Origin of the sequence: Luteolibacter flavescens (assembly GCF_025950085.1) — a bacterium.
Taxonomy (GTDB): Bacteria; Verrucomicrobiota; Verrucomicrobiia; order Verrucomicrobiales; family Akkermansiaceae; genus Haloferula; species Haloferula flavescens.
The window spans coordinates 28948-48918 of record NZ_JAPDDS010000017.1 but is presented as its reverse complement, the minus strand read 5'-3'; the positions used below and the strand labels follow the sequence as shown (position 1 = coordinate 48918).

17 protein-coding genes are annotated in these 19971 nt (G+C 63.4%); 8 read left to right on the top strand and 9 right to left on the bottom strand.

The features are described from left to right. Positions 1 to 123: 123 nt before the first annotated feature. Positions 124 to 477 (bottom strand): hypothetical protein, encoded by a 354-nt coding sequence (locus tag OKA04_RS21765; RefSeq protein WP_264503333.1) that lies wholly within the window; start codon positions 475 to 477, stop codon positions 124 to 126. A gap of 187 nt (positions 478 to 664) precedes the next feature. Between OKA04_RS21765 and OKA04_RS21760 the strand changes: the two genes are divergently transcribed. Continuing rightward, positions 665 to 1042: a hypothetical protein gene (locus OKA04_RS21760; protein WP_264503332.1), complete on the top strand. Its 378-nt coding sequence runs from the start codon at positions 665 to 667 to the stop codon at positions 1040 to 1042. A 100-nt stretch (positions 1043 to 1142) separates the two neighbouring features. On the opposite strand, the gene OKA04_RS21755 is transcribed toward OKA04_RS21760, so the two are convergent. Further along, positions 1143 to 2255 carry a cellulase family glycosylhydrolase gene (locus OKA04_RS21755; RefSeq protein WP_264503331.1) on the bottom strand — a complete coding sequence of 371 codons (1113 nt, stop codon included), beginning with the start codon at positions 2253 to 2255 and terminating at the stop codon, positions 1143 to 1145. Positions 2256 to 2951: 696 nt separating this feature from the next. Between OKA04_RS21755 and OKA04_RS21750 the strand changes: the two genes are divergently transcribed. Together OKA04_RS21750 and OKA04_RS21745 are read left to right on the top strand one after the other, a co-directional pair. Then, positions 2952 to 3560, top strand: coding sequence for a sigma-70 family RNA polymerase sigma factor (locus OKA04_RS21750; protein WP_264503330.1), 609 nt, complete (start codon positions 2952 to 2954; stop codon positions 3558 to 3560). Then, positions 3547 to 4938 (top strand): hypothetical protein, encoded by a 1392-nt coding sequence (locus OKA04_RS21745; RefSeq protein ID WP_264503329.1) that lies wholly within the window; start codon positions 3547 to 3549, stop codon positions 4936 to 4938. The genes OKA04_RS21750 and OKA04_RS21745 overlap by 14 nt, the downstream gene beginning before the upstream one ends. Here OKA04_RS21745 and OKA04_RS21740 read toward each other — a convergent pair. The 4 genes from OKA04_RS21740 to OKA04_RS21725 form a co-directional block, all read right to left on the bottom strand. Further along, a complete protein-coding gene (locus OKA04_RS21740) occupies positions 4927 to 5442 on the bottom strand; it encodes a GNAT family N-acetyltransferase (RefSeq protein ID WP_264503328.1) in 516 nt (171 codons plus the stop codon). The two genes, OKA04_RS21745 and OKA04_RS21740, sit on opposite strands and share 12 nt — an antisense overlap. Then, a complete protein-coding gene (locus OKA04_RS21735) occupies positions 5439 to 7091 on the bottom strand; it encodes a DMP19 family protein (protein WP_264503327.1) in 1653 nt (550 codons plus the stop codon). Before OKA04_RS21735 ends, OKA04_RS21740 begins: the two co-directional genes overlap by 4 nt. A gap of 247 nt (positions 7092 to 7338) precedes the next feature. Then, a complete protein-coding gene (locus OKA04_RS21730) occupies positions 7339 to 8493 on the bottom strand; it encodes a class I SAM-dependent rRNA methyltransferase (protein ID WP_264503326.1) in 1155 nt (384 codons plus the stop codon). 155 nt (positions 8494 to 8648) lie between these two features. Beyond that, a complete protein-coding gene (locus OKA04_RS21725; protein ID WP_264503325.1) occupies positions 8649 to 9209 on the bottom strand; it encodes a cupin domain-containing protein in 561 nt (186 codons plus the stop codon). Between the two features lie 176 nt (positions 9210 to 9385). Between OKA04_RS21725 and OKA04_RS21720 the strand changes: the two genes are divergently transcribed. Together OKA04_RS21720 and OKA04_RS21715 are read left to right on the top strand one after the other, a co-directional pair. Continuing rightward, positions 9386 to 10636 (top strand): MFS transporter, encoded by a 1251-nt coding sequence (locus OKA04_RS21720; RefSeq protein ID WP_264503324.1) that lies wholly within the window; start codon positions 9386 to 9388, stop codon positions 10634 to 10636. Continuing rightward, positions 10633 to 11727, top strand: coding sequence for a zinc-binding dehydrogenase (locus OKA04_RS21715; RefSeq protein ID WP_264503323.1), 1095 nt, complete (start codon positions 10633 to 10635; stop codon positions 11725 to 11727). Before OKA04_RS21720 ends, OKA04_RS21715 begins: the two co-directional genes overlap by 4 nt. A 36-nt stretch (positions 11728 to 11763) precedes the next feature. Here OKA04_RS21715 and OKA04_RS21710 read toward each other — a convergent pair whose 3' ends face one another. Both OKA04_RS21710 and OKA04_RS21705 read right to left on the bottom strand, forming a co-directional pair. Next, complete coding sequence (locus tag OKA04_RS21710; RefSeq protein ID WP_264503322.1) at positions 11764 to 13881, bottom strand: hypothetical protein; 2118 nt, start codon at positions 13879 to 13881, stop codon at positions 11764 to 11766. A gap of 42 nt (positions 13882 to 13923) precedes the next feature. Further along, the gene (locus OKA04_RS21705) at positions 13924 to 15354 is read right to left on the bottom strand and encodes a cytochrome P450 (RefSeq protein ID WP_264503321.1); all 1431 of its coding nucleotides are present in this window, start codon (positions 15352 to 15354) and stop codon (positions 13924 to 13926) included. Between the two features lie 149 nt (positions 15355 to 15503). Here OKA04_RS21705 and OKA04_RS21700 point away from each other — a divergent pair, with 149 nt between their 5' ends. Further along, complete coding sequence (locus OKA04_RS21700) at positions 15504 to 16343, top strand: LamG-like jellyroll fold domain-containing protein (protein WP_264503320.1); 840 nt, start codon at positions 15504 to 15506, stop codon at positions 16341 to 16343. 6 nt (positions 16344 to 16349) lie between these two features. On the opposite strand, the gene OKA04_RS21695 is transcribed toward OKA04_RS21700, so the two are convergent. After that, entirely contained in the window at positions 16350 to 16829 is a 480-nt protein-coding gene (locus OKA04_RS21695) for a hypothetical protein (protein ID WP_264503319.1), read from the bottom strand. A gap of 45 nt (positions 16830 to 16874) precedes the next feature. Here OKA04_RS21695 and OKA04_RS21690 point away from each other — a divergent pair, with 45 nt between their 5' ends. Both OKA04_RS21690 and OKA04_RS21685 read left to right on the top strand, forming a co-directional pair. After that, positions 16875 to 19385 carry a M16 family metallopeptidase gene (locus tag OKA04_RS21690; protein WP_264503318.1) on the top strand — a complete coding sequence of 837 codons (2511 nt, stop codon included), beginning with the start codon at positions 16875 to 16877 and terminating at the stop codon, positions 19383 to 19385. Positions 19386 to 19587: 202 nt separating this feature from the next. Continuing rightward, entirely contained in the window at positions 19588 to 19911 is a 324-nt protein-coding gene (locus OKA04_RS21685) for a hypothetical protein (RefSeq protein ID WP_264503317.1), read from the top strand. Positions 19912 to 19971 lie beyond the last annotated feature (60 nt).

Sequence of the window (19971 nt, the reverse complement as noted above, 5' to 3'; positions counted from 1 at the left end):
AGCCATCCGGGGGCGGAATGGGCAGGGGATAAGGGGTGTCGACCTTCGGTCGACACGGCGTGGACGCAACGCCCACGCTCCTCATTTGCCGGTCAGCTTTTGCAGAAAACGGCGCCAGCGGCGCTAGCATTCCAGCTTTGCTATGATCGGTCGTGATAAAGTTCGATGAAAGTAGTAGTACAAGTAAGGTGTGATGAGTGGGAATATGAAGTGGCATATCAGCCAGCCATACCGTGGGTCGGCCCGGGATCCCCTTGTTCTGGTGATGTCCGAAATCGTTTGGAACCACAGAACCACTGCTCTCATCACAGCAATCATCATCACGAGGAATACGACAATCTGCCATGCCGGGCTATCCGATGTGAGCTCGACTTTTCCCGGGAAACGCCGCTCGCGAAGCGTCTCGCCGATCAGCAATGCTCCGGAGGTGCAGATGACAAGGATGGCTGAAATTGGAATCGTGATATCGCGTTTCATCTTCGAAGCGAGAGTTGGGAAGAAAGATTGAAAATTGGAAATTGGCTGTCGCCCTGGCCCTTGCCGGGTGAGAGAGAAGATGATGATTCGGAGGCTGTCATGCTCCATCCGCACGTCACCTGTCTTCGAAGGGCTGGAGGCGCGTGTCGTTGACTTCGAGATCGATTGCGAGTCCATCTGGGAGCGAATGAAGAAGTTGGAGCCTGCCTTGATGCAGGCGAGCCCGAATGGGAATCCTGATGGGACCTTCGTTGGAATGTATGTGGGAGCGATCCGCAATAAGGAGAGTCTTTATCGGACCGGGGTTTTCCCGTGGCAAAATAGTCCTATGTGGAAGGGACTTCTGCCTCTGATCGCGTGCTCAGATTGTGGGTGGGAGGGTTGCGGTGGCGTTTGGACACGGATCTATGTGGGACGCCGTCACGTGTTTTGGTCGGGGTTGGGGTTCTCGGGGGCTGGCGCCGGTTTCGGGCCGATCTATGACCGATCGGTATTCGTGTTTGATCGCGAGCAATATGATGAGGTTTTTGACGATCTGCTGAAGCAGATCGGTCCTGAAGAATGAAGATGCCCGCGCCATCCGGGGACGGGGCGGGCAGGGGATGAAGGGGCGGTGACCCGGCGTGGACGGAACGTCCACGCTCCTCAAGTGAGGGTGAGGTCGCTTACTTCCCGGTCAGCTTCTTGTAGAGGTCGGTCTCTTCCTTGTCGTAGGGCTTGCCGTCCTTGTGGAAGAGTTCGTGGAACCACACTTCGGGCTCGGCGGTGAAGTCGCGCTTCCAGCTTTCCCAGGGGTACTGGGTCTGGGTCTTGCCGGCGACGAGGCCCCATTGGTAGGAGTCCACCTTCTTCTCCTTGAAGTAGGGGAGGATGTCCTGGAGGCGGCTGCCGGCGGTGCGGGCGAGGAATTCGGTGCAGAGGACGGGGCGGCCGTATTCGAGGAGCGGCTCGGTCATCGACTTCGTCTTCTCGAGATCGGAGTAAACGTGGAAGCTGATGATGTCCGAGTGGTCGATCTGGTAGGCATTCAGGGCGTCGCGCTTTTCCTTCGTGCTCCAGTCGCCGGTCCATACTCCGACGGTGATGGGCTGGGTGGGGCGGACCTTCCAGGCCCACTCGAAGCTGAGTTTCACCAGCTCCAGCGAGTGCTTCTTCTTTTCCTCCACGGGCAGCTCCACCTTGCCGTAGGCGCTGAGATTCGGGTTGCCGGGCTCGTTGTAGAGGTCCCAGACGATGACGCGCTTGTCATCCTTGAAGCGGGTGAGCACGCCGGTGACGTAGGGCTCCAGGGTCTTGCGCTTGGCGGCGTCCACGAGCACGTCCTTGCCCGGGCTCTGCACCCAGCCGGAGTTGTGGGTGTGCGGGCGCGGGTCGCGCTGCTTGCCGAGCTTCGGGCTGGGGTCCCAGACGTCGTCGAAGAGGACGAACATGATGCCCACCTTGTGCTTGTCGGCGATGGCGAGGAATTGGTCCATGCGCTTCAGCAGGCCTTCCGAGTCCTGCTCCCAGAGCAGGTCGTGGAGGAAGACGCGGGCGGCATTCATCCCGCAGGAGGCGGCGTAGCCCAGCTCGCGGTCGATGGTCTCGGGGTCGAAGGTGTCGGCCTGCCACATCTCGAGCTGGTTGATCGCGGTGCTCGGCGTGAAATTCGACCCGGCGCGCCAGGGCTGGGTCTTCGCCCACTCCTGCGCCTGCTCCACGGACCACTGCTGGGCCTGGGCGGGGAGGAAAAGGAGGCACGAGAGGGCGGGTAGCAAGGCGGTCAGGCGGGGTTTCATGAGTGGATCTGGGTTAGGTCGGATCGACGGATGGGTAGCGTCCGGAGGCTAAGGACGGGCTTCGGGGAGCGTCAAACTTTCGAGGGAAGCGCTGACACAGGAGGTATCGCGCGAATTTTTTTCGCGCGTGATGAAGCGGAATTAGTGAACTGATAGAGAGTGTCTTATGGCGGGATGTTGCGAGTCATCGGCCGCCCTGAAAGCGGAGCGTGGAGAAAAAGAGAAACTTTTCTGAAACCCATCTCCCGCTTTGGCCGGATCATACGGTAGCGATCATGGTTGTGGTATTGCTGAAAGAAATCCAAGCGCCGGCTTTCACTGGGTTCCAGTGGAAGCGGGTGCTGGGGTTTCTGCGGGAGCGGCGGGTTTTTTGGGTCCCGGCCGCACCTGCCAGCAGTGCCCCCGCGAGGCAGTCTTCACCGGAAAGCATCCGGCCGGACGGCGAGATGGAGGCCGTGTTTCAAGTCGGGGAGGGCTTGAAACATGGAGGAGACTCCACGACGCCGTCCGGCCCCGGTGCGGGGAAAGAGACCCACGCGGGCCAGAGGTCGTGTGAACAGCACAGGAGGGGGGCGGCCGTCGAAAGACCGGAGAGGCTTGGTGGTGGCCGCCCCTCACCTTCTTCTGCCGCTGCAGAGTGAGCAGTTTTTCCGGCTTCCCGCAGCGGGCGGCTTCATGAGATAAAGCGACTGACCGATGGCGGAGAAGATACAGGCACTCAAGGCGGACGGACGGGCAGACGCCTGGGACGGCACCTGGCTGCTGACCCGCATCGCCCGCCACGACCCGGAGGCGCTCGAGGAACTCTACCGCATGTGGGGGGACCGCCTCTACAGCATGGCGCTGCATTGGATCAATGACGAGGGCGCGGCGAAGGAGGTGCTGCAGGATTGCTTCCTGCGGATCTGGAAGCGCGCGGGGGACTTCGACTCTGAGAAAAGCCGCGGCTTCACCTGGTGCGCCATGATCTTGCGCGGCCTGTGCCTCGATGTCCTGCGCCGGAAGCGCCGCCGCGCGGCGGTGTGGGAGGACTGGGGGACCATGCCTGTGCTGGAGGTGCCGGACCGCGGCGGGGTGGAGGATTTGTTTTTCCGCGATACGGTCTCGCGGGTGCGCTCGGCGCTGGACCAGCTCGATGCCGGTGAGGCGGAGAGCGTGCGGGCGGCGCTCTTCGACCCGGCGACGCTGGAGGATCACGCGGTGCGCTGGGGCGTGCCGCTCGGCACGGCGAAGGTCCGCGTCCACCGCGCGATGGAGAAGCTGCGCGCGCTGCTGAAGAAAGGAGGCCTCGATGCCCCGCACTAATCTCGACGACGCGACGGCGAAGGCGCTCGACCTGCTGCCGCACGATGATCCGGCCCGGAGCGATCCGCGGCTGGTGCGCGATGCGCAGTGTCTGGAGGAAATCCGCGCGACGCAGGAGACCGCCGCCGATGTGTGGCTGGCCACCTCGCCGCTGCGCGCGGCACCGCCGGAGGTGCTTTCCTCCATCATGTCGAAGGTGGACGCCCGCACGCCGCTGGCCCACCGGAACGTGAAGTTTTTCCCATGGCTGGCCGCCAGCGGTTGGGTGGCTGCCGCCGTCGCATTCATCCTGTGGCCGCGTGGAGGCGAGCAGGCACCGGATGTGGCGAAGGTAGGCTTGCCAACCGCCCTGCCATCGAAATCCGTCCGGGATACCGCGACGACACTGCCCGTGCCCGGGGCACCGGCGGATCGCCGTGCCATCCCGGATGACCGCCGCATGCGCGAGGATCTGCTGCGCTACCAGGCCCAGCTTCACAATCTGGACGAGCAGGGTGCCCTCACCGCGCCGCGCGTGCTGAGCCTTCATTCACCGAATGCGCTGCTGCCCTCCGCGGAGGAGATGCAGCGCCGCGTGACGAATGCGCTGGGCTGGATGATGGAGCTGGAGGGCGGCATGTCCGCCGATCCGGCACGGCTGGTCATCAAGAACGGCTGGATGCCCGAGAGCATGTCGCTGTCCGACGGCGAATACGTGCGGCACCTGAATTTCCCGCCGAATGCGGTGGAGGATTACGCGCTGATGGTGTCCGGGGACGGTGCCTACTACGACAAGGCAAACGACATGATCTGGGCGAAGGACGAGAATGGCCACGGCTACCTCGGACGTCGCGTCACGGCGGAGGACAATCTGAGCGCCTATCATTTCCCCGATGCCGACACGCTGGCCGCCAATCGCGTGGAAGTGCGCACGGAGCCAGAAGGCCTCGTGGTGGAAGACCCGATGACGAATACCGCCAAGGTGCTCATCGACAAGGTGAAGCCCCCGCAGCCCGGCTACGAGCAGGTGGTGGTGTGGACCGATACCTCCGGGAATGAGAACAGGATCCCGGTGAACAATCCGGTATCCGCCACCACCACGCCAACCGTCACGCCGCTGACGAATCCCCCGTCGAATACATCGGCCTCGTCTGGAAGCACGACCACGAAGGGAGTGGTGTCGCTGGCCACGCCGTCGATCACGGTGCTGCCGTCGCTGGCCCAGGCAGGCACGGGACGTATCTTCTTCAGCCTGCCGGATAGCAATGGCGTGAAGTCCTTCAGCCTGATCGAGCTTCCGATCTCCGCTGCCGGCGTGCTGACGAATACCAGCGCCGCGCTGCAGCCAAAGGTGATCGTCTCCGGAGACCGCCGCTCGAAGTCCTCGTCACTGCGCTGAGCCATCCCCGATGTCCGCCAGATCGCGGAACATCACGTGGGCATCCACGTATCCCAGGGTCTCATGGCGGAAGGCTCCGGGCACGGTGCCGATGATCGCGAAGCCATGCTTTTGCCAGAGCGCGACCGCGGTGACATTCGTGCTGACCACGATATTGAACTGCATCGCGCGGAAGCCCTGGGACTTCGCCTCTCGCAGCGAGTGCGCGCACATCAGCCCGCCCACGCCCTTTCCGCGTGCCGCCGCGGCGACCATGTAGCTGGCATTCGCCACATGCGACGCGCGCCCCGGCAGGTTTGGCTTGATGATGTAGCTGCCGAGTACCTCCGCTCCCTCCATTGCCACATAAGCCCGCGCCGCGAACCAATACGCGAGGAAGGCCTCGTAAGTGGTATCCGCCTCGAAGACATACGCATCACCCGCCGCGATCACCTCACGGAAGATCCGCCACACCGCCCCGGCATGAGCCTCGGTGGCGGGGATGATGTTGATGGCGGGTGTCATTTGAAGGAGTCGGCGTGTTCGATGGCGAAGCGGTCGAGGGAAAGATTCCAAGTGTCTTCCGCTTCCCGCAAGCGCGCATCAAGGTCTTTGAAGCCGGACTTTTCTTCGATGTCGTCCACCTGCTTGCTGCGGATCTCGCGGTCATTGCTAGGGCCTTCGTCTCCGAATTTCGCCACCGCTTCTTCGAGAATGGCAGCCAGTTCCCCTCGTTTCATTTGCTTGAGTCCGGCAAGTGCATCGCGCCAGCGATCCCCTTTGTGGCCGGAGAAGTAAGCTCCGATGTCGGGCCCCGCGTTTTCAAATTCATACACTGCGATATGGAGGCGTTGATGCTCGTTCAAAGCAGCGAAATCCTTCTCCACTTCCAGCTTTGAGAGACGGTCGCGATAGCCTTCAAGGCCATGCCATGCCAGTAGCCCCGGCATGGCGCATCGGGCGAGGGTGTCGTTGCCCATGCCGCGCAGGAGGTCCAGGTCGCCGGGATTGCGCTGTCTTCCGAGCAGCAGGAGGGCGGGTTCCGCGATCTGTTGTTTCTCCCGGGTAAGCTTGGTCGCTTTCAATTCCTCGATGAGCGCGAGAAGCCGCTCGCGTGGAAGTTGCAGGTTTGCTTCGCAGAGGACTCTCAGGATCGTGTCGAGTCGCGGGGAGTCCGGATTGAAGATTTCCGGAGTAAGGAAATACTCCGAGGCCTCATGGGGATTGAGACCGGCGAGTGCCTTGGCCCACTCCTCATCCCAGCCGCTTTTTTGGAATGCCTGCACATCCGGGAAAAGCTGCTTCCGCGTGTCGGGGTGCACCGCGCTCCGATCAATCGCCACCTGAAGGCCGCCGAGTGCGCTGATGGCGAGATCATCCCCGGGATCTGCGAATGCTTTCCTGATGTATGCAACGCTCGCGGGAGCACCGGTTTTCGCGATCGTCTCGGTGGCATCGCAACGGACGGATGGATCCGATTCCTCGAAAAATGGAGCGAGAAGAGGAATGACGGAGGAGGGTGGGGAATCGCCGAATGCGTCACAAATCCGGGAGAAGAGCGTGTCGGAGGACGCGTCGGATGGCGAAGCCTTCAGCATCTCTGCCCGCAACGCTTTGTCAGAAAGATATGCGAGGAGGAGTGCATGGATGCGGTCCCCGAGGCCCTGAAGCAACAGAAGGCGCTCATAGTCTCCCAGAAGGGGATTTCCGTTCTCCGTGGAAAAGAGATACTCATCCAATTTCTCCTTCACTTTGGCATCCGGCCACTTGCGGGCGAGTGCGATGAAATGCGCATCAGACTCGTCGAACTCCTTGAATACCGGGAGCCCTAGACTTGTGATGAATTGGGATAGAGCCGTGATGTCCCACTGCAAAGATGCTTCGTAAGGGGCGCTGGCAGCCCTGTTGCAGAGAAAGCAAATCGACAGGTGCGCAACAGCCTTTCCGTCGTGATCGTAGAAAACGATGCCGTGATGAGGAAGGAAGCAGCCCGAGCCTCTTCGATCGGGCTCCCGGGTGTAGCTGGCCTTGAGCAGTTGTTCGACCTGCTTGGCATCGAGCTTGATGCCTTGTGGGTCCACGACATCGGGATGCAGCTTTCCGTCCTGAATAATGTCATTCCCCAACTTATGCGGTGGATTATACAGATAGGCGCGGACTTCGGAGTAATCCACTCCCGGCCAATTCGCGGTCGACGATGCCTCCTCCTTCGCCGGAGGTTGGCTCGGTACTGTGGCGGGAGCTTCTTGTGCGGAGGCGCAAGCAATCGAAACCGAGCCCAGGAGGAGAAGGCGTTGAATCACGCTTCTTCCATAGGACGATCTCCGGGTGGTGTCACTGCCAGATGACGGCGGAGCCGTGTGTCCGGCCGATATGAGGTGCCCCGGCTGAGGAGAAACAGACGTCGGACCGATCACCCGATCACCCGATCACCCGGCACCAGAGAAGCTTGAGGTAGCGGGACTCGGGGTAGTTCGAGAGGGTGGGATGGTCGGGGCCTGCGCCGGTGCGGTCGAAGATCTGGAGGCGGCGGTCCTGGCGGTGCGAGGCGGAGACGACGATCTTTTCGAATTCGTCCGCGGTGAGCATGCCGGAGCACGAGCAGGTGACGAAGAGCCCGCCGGGCTTCACGAGCTGCAGCGCGAGCTTGTTCAGGTCGTGATACTTGTTGTGGCCGAGCTGGTCTTCCTTGCCGTGGATGAATTTCGGCGGGTCGGCGATGACGAGGTCCCATTGGCGGCCGTTTTCGATCATCGTGCGCGCCCAGGTGAAGGCGTCGCCGTGGGTGAATTTGATGCGCTTCTGGTTGATGTTGCCGTTGCGCTTGGCCATCTCGATGGCGTTTTCATCCAGGTCCACGGCGGTCACGTCCTCGGCCCCGGCGAGCGCGGCGCTGACGGAAAAGCCGCCGGTGTAGCAGCACAGGTCGAGCACGCTGCGGCCTGCGGCGAGTTCGCCGAATTTCTTCCGGTTCTCCCGCTGGTCGCAGAAGAAGCCGGTCTTGTGTCCGCCCGAGGGATCGACCTCGAAGGTCACGCCGTGCTCGCGGATTTTCAGCGGGCGCAGCTTTTCGGAAAGAGAGTGCGTGAGCGAGGGAATGCCCTCGATGCGCGCGAGGTCCGGATCGACGCGGATGTGCGCCTTCTCCGTGCCAAAGGCCTCGTGAAGCGCGGGCACCCACGCGTCGAGGCGCTGGTAGGCGGCGAGATTCGTCACCTCCAGCGACATCACCTTGCCGAACTTGTCCGCGACGAGGCCGGGCATCTGGTCGGCATCGGCGTGGATCGCGCGGTAGGCGTCGGTCGTTTCATCCAGCTTCATCACCTCGCGGCGCAGCGAGGCGGCACGCTGGATCGCGCCGAGGAAAAAGCTCTCGTCCACCGGCTCGCTGCCATGGGCGAAGACGCGCAGCGGCATGCCTGCCTTCGGATTCCAGAAGGCGCTGCCGAAGGGCTTGCCCTCCTTGTCGAGCACCTGGACGAGCGAGCCCGGCTTGGCATCGCGCGTCACTTCCCCGATCATGCGGGGCCAGATGGCAGGGTGGTAGGAGAAGTACTTGAGGCGGACGGTCGGCACGCGCCCAGCGTGATGCGCCGGAGGCCCGATGTGCAATAGTGAAGGTGGTAAGCAACAGCGATGGCGCCCTGGGACCGCGGAATTTATTCCGCTTCACCGGTCGGTTCACAGGCCCGTCCAAGCGGAATGAATTCCTCGCTCCCAGTGGGGAGATTTCACATCGGGCGACCGAGGAAGACGCACAGCACCTTCGCGTCCCGCGCGGCGGGATTGAAGACGCGGTGGTCCACCTCGGCATCGAAGTAGGCGGAGTCGCCCTCCTTGAGCTGGTGCACCTCGCCGTTGTATTCGAAGGAAACGCCGCCCTTCAGCACGATCAGGAATTCCTCGCCCTCGTGAGGCATCGGCTCGCGGCGTCCGCCACCGGCGGGCACGTCGAGGACGAAGGGGTCCATGTTCCGGTCCGGCCTGCCGTGGGCCAGCGCGTGGTAGCAGATGTCGGACTGGTCGCGATCCCGCTCGATCTCCCTGCGATCGGCGACGCGGGTGATGCTCAGCTTCGGCTTTTCATCCAGCCCCTCGAAGAGCTCGGACAGGCTCATGCCGAGTGCTTCGCAGATCTTTGCCAAGGTCGGCAGGGAAGGCGTCACGCGGAAATTCTCCACCTTTGACAGCAGGCCCTTGCCGAGGCCGGAGATCTCCGCCACGCGGTCGAGCGTGTAGCCCTTCGACATGCGGGCTGCCTTGATCCGGGACGCCAGTTCGACGAGGTTCATGTTTCCCGAAATGCAACCTTCCGCAGCGAGCAGGGTCAAGGAATGGCTGGGAACGGTCAGGTGACGATTCGAAGTCGGGGTTTCCCGAAAAGAAACAAAATCGTTTCAGGGGATCTTTTGTGGTGAGAGCTTCTCCCGTGCAGTTCTCGGGCTCTACCGGCGCTGTCCGGACGCCGATGATGACCGAGACGAGACATGCCACCAGCTTCGCGAGCGCACGGGTGAAGACCCTCGTGGTCGTGATGTTCTGCTACCTCTTTTACTACACGGGGCGGCAAAATTTCGGATTCGCGATTCCCGGTATGGCGGAGGAATTCGGGCTCACGAAGGCGCAGCTCGGCTGGTGCAGCACGGCGCTGCTATGGTCCTATGCCATCGGGCAGGCGATCAATGGCCAGCTCGCGGACCGCTTCGGCGGACGCAGCCTCATGACATTGGGCGGCCTCCTTTCCTTCGTCATGAACTGGATCACCAGCTTCGCCGGAGGGCTCGCGGGCGTGCTGGTGCCGTGGGCGGGGAATGGCTTCGTGCAGTCGATGGGCTGGGCGCCGGGCAGCCGCATCCTGTCAAACTGGTGGGACCGCGGGCATCGCGGTCGCGTCTTCGGCTTCTACACCTTCGCGGCCGGGATGTCGTCGGTGGTCACCTACTGCCTCGCTGCCGTGGCGGTCGATCACGGCTGGCGCTGGATATTCCGCGGGCCGGTCTTCCTCATGCTCGTGGGCTGCGCGGTCTTCTGGCTGGTGATCCGCGAGCGGCCATCGCAGGCGGGCTTCCAGGACCTGCTGGATGAAGGCGACTCCGCCCGCGAGCAGATCCACCCGGAGCGGCATCTCACCTGGTGGGAACGCTACAAGGCGGGCTTCGCCTGCGTGCCCTTCCTCTTCGGCTGTGCGGCGATCGGCTTCCAGAATCTCGCGCGCTACGGACTGCTCGTCTGGGTGCCGGTCCACTTCCTCGGTGAGGATTGGAAGGACTCGCCGCAGAAGTGGGTATCCGTCGCGCTGCCCGTGGGCATGGCCTTCGGCGCGATCTCCGCCGGCTGGATCTCCGACCGCATCTTCGCCGGAAAGCGGTCCACGCCGGTCATCCTCTTCCTCGGCATCGCGGCGATCTGTGCGGGCGGCATGTCGATGCTCGACCGCACGTCGATGCTCGCGCTGCCGCTGCTTTTTCTAACAGGTTTCTTCGTCTATGGTCCGCAGTCCGCCTTCTGGGCGCTGTGCCCGGACCTGCTCGGCAAGCGCCTCGCGGGGACCGGCACGGGGATGATGAATTTCGTCGCCTATCTCTTTGCCGGTCTGGGCGAGCCGCTGATCGGCTACCTGATCGAGTCGAATGATTCGACGCACATGGTCTTCCCCGTGGTGGCCGTCGCCTGCGCGCTCGGCGCGATCCTGATGTCCTTCATCCGAAAACAAGCATGAACACCGAACGCTCCGGCGGCCGCGCCCTCGCCGCCGTATTCTCCGGTCATGGCGAACCTTTCCGCCTCGAAGAGTTCCCGGTGCCGCTGCCAGGCCGCGGCGAGGTGCTGGTGGACGTGACCTGCAGCACCATCTGCGGCAGCGACCTGCACACCTGGCATGGCCGCCGGCAGGAGCCGGTGCCCTGCGTGCTGGGGCATGAGATCGTCGGGCGCATCGTTGCTTTCGGTCCCGGTGCCCCGCGCATCGACCTGCGGGGCGAGTTGCTGCACGAGGGAGACCGCATCACGTGGACGCTCGCCGCCTCGTGTGGGGAGTGCTTCTTCTGCACGCGCGGCGTCCCGCAGAAGTGCGAGCATCTTTTCAAATACGGCCACAGCGCGATCGCCCCGGGGCGTGAGTTCAGCGGTGGCTTCGCCGAGTTCTGCCTGCTCACCGCGGGCACCGGCATCGTGAAGCTGCCGGATGAAATGCCGGACGCTCTCGCTGCCCCGGCGAATTGCGCGGTCGCCACGGTCGCCGCCGCCTTCCGTCTCGCCGGTCCCGTCGAGGGTGCGACGGTCGCCATCTTCGGCTGCGGCGTGCTGGGCCTGAATGCCACGGCGATGGCCCGCCATCTCGGCGCGGCGCAGGTCGTAACCTGTGATCTCGACGCCGCACGTGCGGAGGCTGCCGGGCGATTCGGCTCGCAGTTCTTCTTCCAGCCCGCCGACTTGCAAGCGGGACTGCGCGACGTGACCCGTGGCCGAGGCGCTGATGTGACGATGGAATTCTCCGGCTCGTCCATTGCGGCAAGTGGCGCCATCGCCGCCACCCGTACCGGCGGCGTCTCGGTCATCGCCGGGACCACCACACCGGGAGGAAGGGTGGAGCTCGATCCGAATGACCTCGTTCGCCGCATGCTCACCATCCGTGGCCTGCACAACTACGCGCCCAGCGATCTCGTCACGGCCATCGATTTCCTCACCGGGACTTCAGGCCGTGTGCCTTTCAATTCGCTGCAGGGAGAGAGCTATCCTCTCGCGGAAATCGAGGCGGCCTTCGAGTCATCCGGCCGTCACGCCGGCCTGCGCACCGCGGTGATTCCTTGATGCATGGATGCTGTGCTTCGTGGGCCGGACGTGCTTTCACTGGCTCTCCTGCAGGAGCCTGCGTAGTTGCTGCTGGTCGAGCTCGATGGCTCGGGCTTCGTGGATGCCGAGACCGGAATTCTCGGGCAAGAACTTCAGGCTCATATCCCGGGTCACCCAGTGCCGCTCTACCGCATGAAGGATCGGCATGGAGATGGCGAAGACCAGCGTTCCGGCGAGGTAGATCGGTGCGAGCATGCGCGACAGGATCACCCTTCGCAGCAGCTGCCGCCTGCTGCTGAAAAGCGATATCAGCAGCGAGATCAATCCATACACCACCGCAAACGCAAGAAGGCCTATCCCGACCTTCAGCCATGCCTTGCCAGGCATGGCTGCTTCTCCCGGGTCGAGGTCGATGAAAGACGGAGCATTCAAAATGCCGTCGCTTGGCATCAGCTCGTTTGGCACCATCACCTGTTGGGCGATGTAAAAGGCGGGGAAGGCGAGAACACAGGCCGAGACCGCAAACCAGCCGAAGATGGAGCGTCCGCCATGGAGGCCGAGACGTCCCGCTCGCTGTGACAAGCGGCGGCGCGCGAGGATCAGCGGGACCAGCAGCATCACGAAGACGATCGCGAGAAGCTGCCCGAATACGATGAATCCACCGTGCGCGTGGAAGTTCCATGCCCGCCCGCCCAGAGGTGTGAGATGAATCAGCACGAGCGAGAGCAGGAAGGGAAAGAGCACGCCCCAGCCGATGATCCACAGGTGATCACGTTCGGTCGCGAGATGAGAGAGTCTTGCGGACAGTAGCTTCACCAATCCGTTTGCACGAAAGCGGTAGCAAACCGTGAAGATTGAGAGAAGGGCGAGGATCGTCCATCCCGGAAGAGCGGCGATGCGGTCCATCAAGGAATACTCCGCCATCCGGGTCGGTCGTATTTCTTCTTCCGACAGCGGCTCGACCGAGAGGCCTGAGCCCAAGAAGAGCCCGCCATGGAGCTTGGCTTGCCGCTTGGCTTCGGTGTCTCCCATGGCCGCTGCCAATGGCGATACGTTTTGTTCGAAGATCTCCTTTTTCTTGCGGAGGGCCTTGGCTTCTTCCTCCAGGCCGAGGCCGTCAGCGGCAGCGATGAAATTGTCCAGCGGCATCCTTACGAAGGATCGGAGGCCAAGGGCCGATATCGCCGTGAGTCGCTCGTCTTCCATCTTCCGGAGAAGCAAGTCGTCCCACGCCCTGATGATGGCGACCAGGCGATCGCGATCTCCCTTTCGGAGGCATTCCTGGGCTCCGGCACTGATGATCGGTACAAGGGAGAAAGAAAAAATCTGAGCGATCTTGTCTCCGAAAATGTAATCGGCATTCGGTGCCGAGGAGAGGATGTCGTCGGTTTCCGGAAGCAGTTCGAGGCGGCTGTTCCAGAGTTCTTTCTCGTGGCTGCGGAACTCAGGTGCTGCAGCGCAGGCAAGGAGATGATCGATGCTCCGGTTCAATCCTGGCTCGTCGAGAATGTGATACTCTCTCGCTGGCTTCGGGCTACCCGGCGTTCGAGGCGGTCGGATTTCTTCGACGACCTTGTGAGAAGCAGCCAAGGCAGCGAGATAATGGTGGTATCCATTGTCCGGATCGATCCGGAGGCATTCGCTCCAGAGTTCGGACGGCATGGTCTTCTCTTTTGATATCCAAGTGCGGGCATGCTCGGCGAGGTAGACGGGGTTGTCCGGATCGGACTGCCATAGGGGCTTCATCTTGTCTCCTTCCGGTCGCGCTTGTTGGTCGCCGAGAAGCAGGAGCTTTTGGGCAGAGGTGAGGCCCTCGGTCAGCTTCTCTTCGGGGATATCATGGTAATACGTCCAATCTCCGATGCTGTCGAACCACAGGATCTCATCCCTCTTGCTGTAGAACGACCACGCGGTCCATGCGAAGAGGACAAGCGATGTCACCGCCATTGCCAGCACGGACCAGAGCTGCCACCGGGACGTCCTCCGATCGACGGCATCCAGCCGGGACTGCATGATCTCGGGAGAGTCGCCCGTCTCCGGTGCGCCCCACATGGCTTCCTCCAGTTCTCTCTTGGCGATGATCTGGAGTTCGGCATTGTCTTCAAATCCGCGGACAGCAGTATCGAGGAAGTCAGGGGAAGGATCAGGCACGGCGATGCCATCATTCGGCATGAATCATCTCCGGATGCCTATCAGAAAATCACCGCCCCGCGCTCATCCCAGCGTGCCGCCGGAGTAGGGACAGGTGAGGGGGGCCGCGGCTTTGGAGCGTGCCATGGGTGCCTGCGGCGTGCGCTTGCTGACGACCATTCGCATGCCGTGCTTCGGCCGCAGGGTGATGAGGAATTCGCCCTCCACCTTGAAGCCCTCTTCCACGCGGAAGCGGAAGCGGCGGTGAAAGAGGATCGTCATGATCATCAGCTCCTGCAGCGCGAAGTGATTCCCCACGCAACCGCGCGGGCCCGCGCCAAAGGGGAAGTAGTGCGGGCTGTCCGGAGGCGGGCGGCGCTCCGGCGAAAAGCGGTCGGGATCGAAGTCGCGGGGATTTTCCCATGCCTCCTCGTTCCAGTGGAAGTGGAAGGTGGGGATCAGCACGTTCGTCCCTTCGGCAATGTGATAGCCGCCGAGTTCATGCGCCTCCGTGCAGCAGCGGCCCACGCTCCAGATCGTCGGGTAGAGGCGCAGCGATTCATCGATCACCTGCCGCACGTAGGGGAAGGATGCAAGGTCCTCAAGGCGCAGTTCGCCTTCCGGGAAATGCGCATCGATCTCGTCGTGCAGCCGCTTCTCGATCTCCGGGTGGGATGAGACGAGATAGAGGATCCATGCCATCGCATTCGCGGTGGTTTCGTGGCCCGCCACATACATCGTCATCACCTCGTCACGGAGCTGGGCATCGCTCATGCCGCGTCCGCTGTCTTCCTCGCAGGCGGCGAGGAGCATCGAGAGCAGGTCATCATGATCGCCCGGGTGCTCGCGGCGCTCGCGGATCAGGTCGTGGACGATGCGTTCCAGCTCGGCCAGCGAACGCTGCATGTCCGAGAAGAAGGGCAGGGGGAGCTTCCGCGGCAGCAGGAGCATCCACGGGTGACGCAGCGCGCGCAGGGCCCATTCATTGAGCGTGGCGATGTGGTCGCTCACGTCGCGCGCCATGCCCTGCGAGTCACTGCTGAACATCGCACGCGAGATGATGTCGAGCGTCAGGCGGGAAAGCGGCTGCACAAGATCCACCACGGTGTCCGACCCGCCTGCCTCGTCGAGTTCGTCGAGCATGTGCAGCGTGCGGTCCACCTTCATGGAGAAGATTGCGTCCAGCCGCTTCGGGTGGAATGCGGGCTGCACCAGCTTGCGCTGCGTCTTCCAGAGCGCGCCCTCGCTGGTCACGAGTCCGTCACCCATGAGGATGCGCAGCACCCCGTAGGATCGGCTTTTCTTCTGATAGCAGGAGGCCTTGGTGACGAGGATGCGGCGCGCCAGCTCCGGCGATGTGACCACCGCGGCTTCGCCCACGAAGGGCACTTGTACCATGAAGAGCCCGTTGTAGCGCCGCGCCCACTCCGGTACCCAGCGCTGGGGATCGTAGCGGAGGTAGTAGGCGCTGCCGAGCAGCCAGTGGCGCGGTGAATCGACGACGGGCGGTTTCATGGGCGAGGGGCGACGGGAAACGAGAAGGGAAAGCGGGGCGGTTGCTTTCATCTGTCCGCGGGTCCACGAAACCGGACAGGAATTTTCGTGGAAGTGGAATTTGCCCGGAGAAGTGATGGTCGCACGCGGTCCGGAGCGTATCACTTTCCGTGACGCGCTTCTCCCTCATCGCCTGCCTGCTATTTCCCGCGCTTGTGCTCGCGGATGACTTGCCATCCCGCTCGCTGGTTCTTGATCTGGATGCGGCGAAAGGCGTGACACTGGAAGACGGCGGGCGGGTGTCCATGTGGACGAACCAAGCCCCCGGTGCCGCGGCGAAGGACTTCGTGAAGCGTGACGAAGGCCGCGCGAAACCCGGCTCGGGCAGGCCGATCATCGTGAGAAACATTCCCTCGCTCGGTGGCAAGCCCGCGCTCGATTTCCGCCAGCAGGAGCTGGTCTGCATGGATGAGGACGCCTTCGACGGCCTCACGACTGGGAAGGGCCACACGTGGATCACGGTGATGTCCGTCCACGAGCAACGTTTGGGTCTGAAGGATGTGAATTCCTTCTTCGGAAATCTCCGCAACGATGGGAACTACGAGGGCCTGTGGGGCTGCCTGAATGACAACAACACGCTGTGGTGCGGCCTTCGCAATGGAATCACCTTCGGTCGATTCGACGAGAACAACACGCAGGTCATGGGGCCGAAGCTGGAGACAGGCCGTTACTACATCATCGCCGGGCGCATGGCTGCCGGGACGGGGCAGGTGGCGATGGAGCTTTACGTGGACTCGCCGGTCGCCGTGGCGAAAGGGCAGTCACCGGTCTCGGCAAAGGCGAATCCCTCGCGGATGACCATCGGGCAGGAACGCGATGCCATCCAGCATCCCGGTGTCGAGTCCTTCGACGGTCGCATCGCCCGCTTCCTCATCTGGGAGAGACCGCTGGATGACCGGGAACTCGCCGCGGCCTTTGCCACGCTGAAGTCCGGCTACTCGCTCAAATAGGGCCGGTCAGAACTTCGGCATCGAAGAAGTCGTGCCCGCCGGCGTTTGCTGGCTCTCCGGATTGACGAGCCGCTGCACGTCCTTGGACATGCGCTCCGCCAATTCTATCAGCTCGGGCCGCTCGGCGACGATGCCCCTGAATCCGACGTTCAGGGTGCTCGTGGGGATGCCCTTGTAGGTGGTCTCGCCTTCCTCGATGACCACGCGGCGCCTCAGTTCCTCGACGGCTGCCTGCTCGGAGCCGAGTTCCCATATCGCCTCGATGCCGCAATCACGCGCGATGCCGGTCAGCACGGTCTCCGTCAGCAGTGCCTTGCGGAGTTCTTCCACACTCTTGTCGCGCTGGGCTTGCGTGGACTCGGGATTGAAGGGCAGCTCGACCCACTGGCGGTCCGGTGTGTTCTGCCGATGTTTCCAATAGCCGAACACGGACCCGCTCCCGAGGAGAGTGAGAACCAAGGCACCGAGCACGATCCACCGTTGCATGTGCTGGGTGTATCCTCCATTTCTCTCCCTCCAAGCCGGAAATTCATGGACTACCCTGCAACTGCCGCCGACCTCCACCACCTGCCGAACGGCCTCGCCGTCATCCTCGATCCCGATCCGGCGGCCCCGGTCGTGAGCGCCCAGGTATGGGTGGAAACGGGCAGCCTGCACGAAGGCGTCCTGCTCGGCTCGGGAGTCTCGCATTTCCTCGAGCACATGGTCTTCAAGGGCGGTGGACGCTTCGGCGCGGACGAGCTGGCCACCTCCGTGCAGGCCGCGGGTGGGCACTGGAATGCCTACACCACCTTCGACCGCACGGTGTATTACATCGATGGACCATCAAGCGGCCTTGATACTTTCCTCGAAGTGCTTGCCGGGATGGTCTTCGCGCCAGCCCTGCCGGAGGAGGAATTCGAGAAGGAGAAGGACGTCATCCGCCGTGAGATCGACATGGGGCTGGACGATCCCGATGACGTGGCGGGACGGCTGACATTTTCCACGGCCTTCACGGCGGACCCTCGGCGGCACCCGGTGATCGGGCATCGCGGGCTTTTCGACGAGATCACCTTCGCCGGGCTGACCGGCTACCATCGCTCGCGATACACGCCGGACCGCTGCTGCCTGTGCATCTCGGGGGACTTCGATGCGGACGAGGTGAAGGCGCGCATCGCCGCGCTCTACGGCAGCTTCGCCCGGGGCAGCGGCGCGGAGCCGGTGGTGCCGCAGGATGCGGTGCAGCTCGGGCCGCGTCGTGGCCGCGCGACCTTCGCCGTGCCGGCGAGCAAGATCACCATCGCGTGGAAGATCCCGCCGATGGGGCACCCGGACGTGCCCGCCTATGACCTCGCCGCGGCAGTGCTGGGGCGGGGGCGTTCGGCACGGCTGTATCGTCACTTGCGCGAGGAGCGCGGGCTGGCTCTGGAGATCTCCGCGTGGTCGTGGAGCCAGGCCGGCCGCGAAGGGCTCTTCGCGATTTCCGCGGAAGCGGAGCCGGAGAAGAGCGACGAACTGATCGCCGCGATCATGAGCATGCTCGCGGAATTCCCCAGCACGGCGCTCGATGACGATCTCGCCAAGGCGCGCCGCCAGATCGCGGCCAGCCAGTTCAAGACGCTCACCACCGCGTCCGGCCGCGCGACCGACCTCGCGTCGAATTGGCACGAGGCGCGCGATCTCGACTTCACCCGCCGCTACCTCGCCGCGCTGAATGCCACCACGGCAGCCGATGTCCGCCGTGCGATGGCTCGCCTGACGGAGGACCAGATGAGCCTTTCCATCCTCGATCCCGAGGACGCCCCGGCACCTGCCACGCTGAAGCGCGCCTCGCGGGTGCGCCCGGAGCCGGAGTGCGTGACGCTGCCGAATGGCGCGACCATCGCGCTGCTGCCGGATGCGCGGGTGCCGCTCTTCACCGCGCAGGTCGCGGTGCGCGCCGGCCTAGTCTCGGAGATCCCGGAGAATGCGGGGCTGAATACGCTCTTTGCCTCCACGCTGCCGCAGGGCACGGTGCGACGCAGCGCCGCGGAGCTGGCGGGCCTGCTGGAGTCGCATGGCGCGACGCTCGGTGCCGCCTCCGGGAACAATGCGCTGCTCGCCCAGCTCTCCGGCCTCTCGCCGGATCTCTCCACGCTGCTCCCGCTGCTGACGGAGGTGATGGTGGAGCCCGCCTTCCACGGCGACTCCATCGAGCGGGAAAAGGCGAGCCAGATGGCATCGCTGCGCGAGTCGCTGGAGGACCCGCTTTCCACCGCGTTTCGTCTGGCGCGGGCACATCTTTTCGGCGGTATTGGCTACGGCCTGCCGTCGCTCGGCACGGAGGCTTCGCTGGCGGGGCTGGATCGCATCGCGCTCTCCGCACATCACTCGCGGCACTTCCAGGGTAGCAATACCGTGGTGGCGCTCGCGGGGGACTTCGACGTGGTGCATGCGCGCGAGGTGCTGGCGGAGGGGATCGGCCGCCTGCCTGCGGGCACGCCGTGGCTTCCACCGGCGGCGACGGTGCAGGCGGATTTCGAGATCGATGCCTTCCTTCCGAAGAAGCAGGCCGTGCTTGCCCTGGCGTATCCCGGTTGCTCGGCCCTCGCGCCGGAGCGCTTCGCCCTGCGGATGATCCAGGAGTGGTGCTCGGACATGGCCGGCCCGCTCTTCGTCCGCATCCGCGAGGAGCTGGGGCTGGCGTATCAGGTCGGCGCGACGCAGTTCCACGGTCACGATGCCGGGTTTTTCGGCTTCTACCTGGCGACGGATCCTTCGCAGGTGGATCTGGCGCAGCGTGAACTCGCCTCGGAAATCGCGAAGATCTCCGAGGACGGCATCCCCGTGGAGGCCTTCGAGCGGGTGCGCGCGACCGTGCTCTCCAGCCTCGCGCTGGGACTGCAATCGCCCGGCTCGATAGCGCGCCTCTCGGCCATCGACGTGCTCTTCGGCCTGCCCGTCACGCACCATCGCGAGGTCGCCGGCATCTTCCAGACGATCACGCCGGAAGAGGTGAAGGCGGCGGCCGCGGTGCTGCTCGGGGCGAAGCCGGTCACGGCGCGCGTGCTGCCGAGGGACTGAGCCGGGACGGCATTTCCGGGCGCGGGTGAAGTTGGCTGATGGGCCAACTTTCACCCCCGCTCAGGATTGCATTGCCATCCCCCGCGATCTTGGGGAGCTTTCTTTCATGATCGATGGTCAGGGACATGCCGGGTGCCGGTTTTGCCGGCGGGCGCGTGTCTCCTGAGAATCAATCTTCCCAAAAACCAAAAAAACCGACCCCATGAAAACCACTGCCATTGCCTTGTTTCTGGCTGCATTAATCGTTCCTTCCCATCTGGCATCCGCCCGCGAAAGGGAGCGGGAAGACCCGCGGAAGGAAGAGGAACGTAAGAAGCAGGAGCGCGCCGACAAGGATCGCAAGCGCGATGCCGTGAAGGATTTCCTCAAGAAGAAGGACAAGAACAAGGACAGCTCGATTTCCCGCGACGAGTACCTCGCCGACGAGGAGGACAAGGAAGCCGCCGGCAAGAAATTCGACGAATACAACAAGAACGGCGACCGCTCGCTCACCAAGAAGGAGATCGAGGCGCTACTGGGCCTCTGATCCCTTCTGCCGTTGCTGATCTGATCGCCCGCTGCCGATGAAGGTGGCGGGCGATTGCTT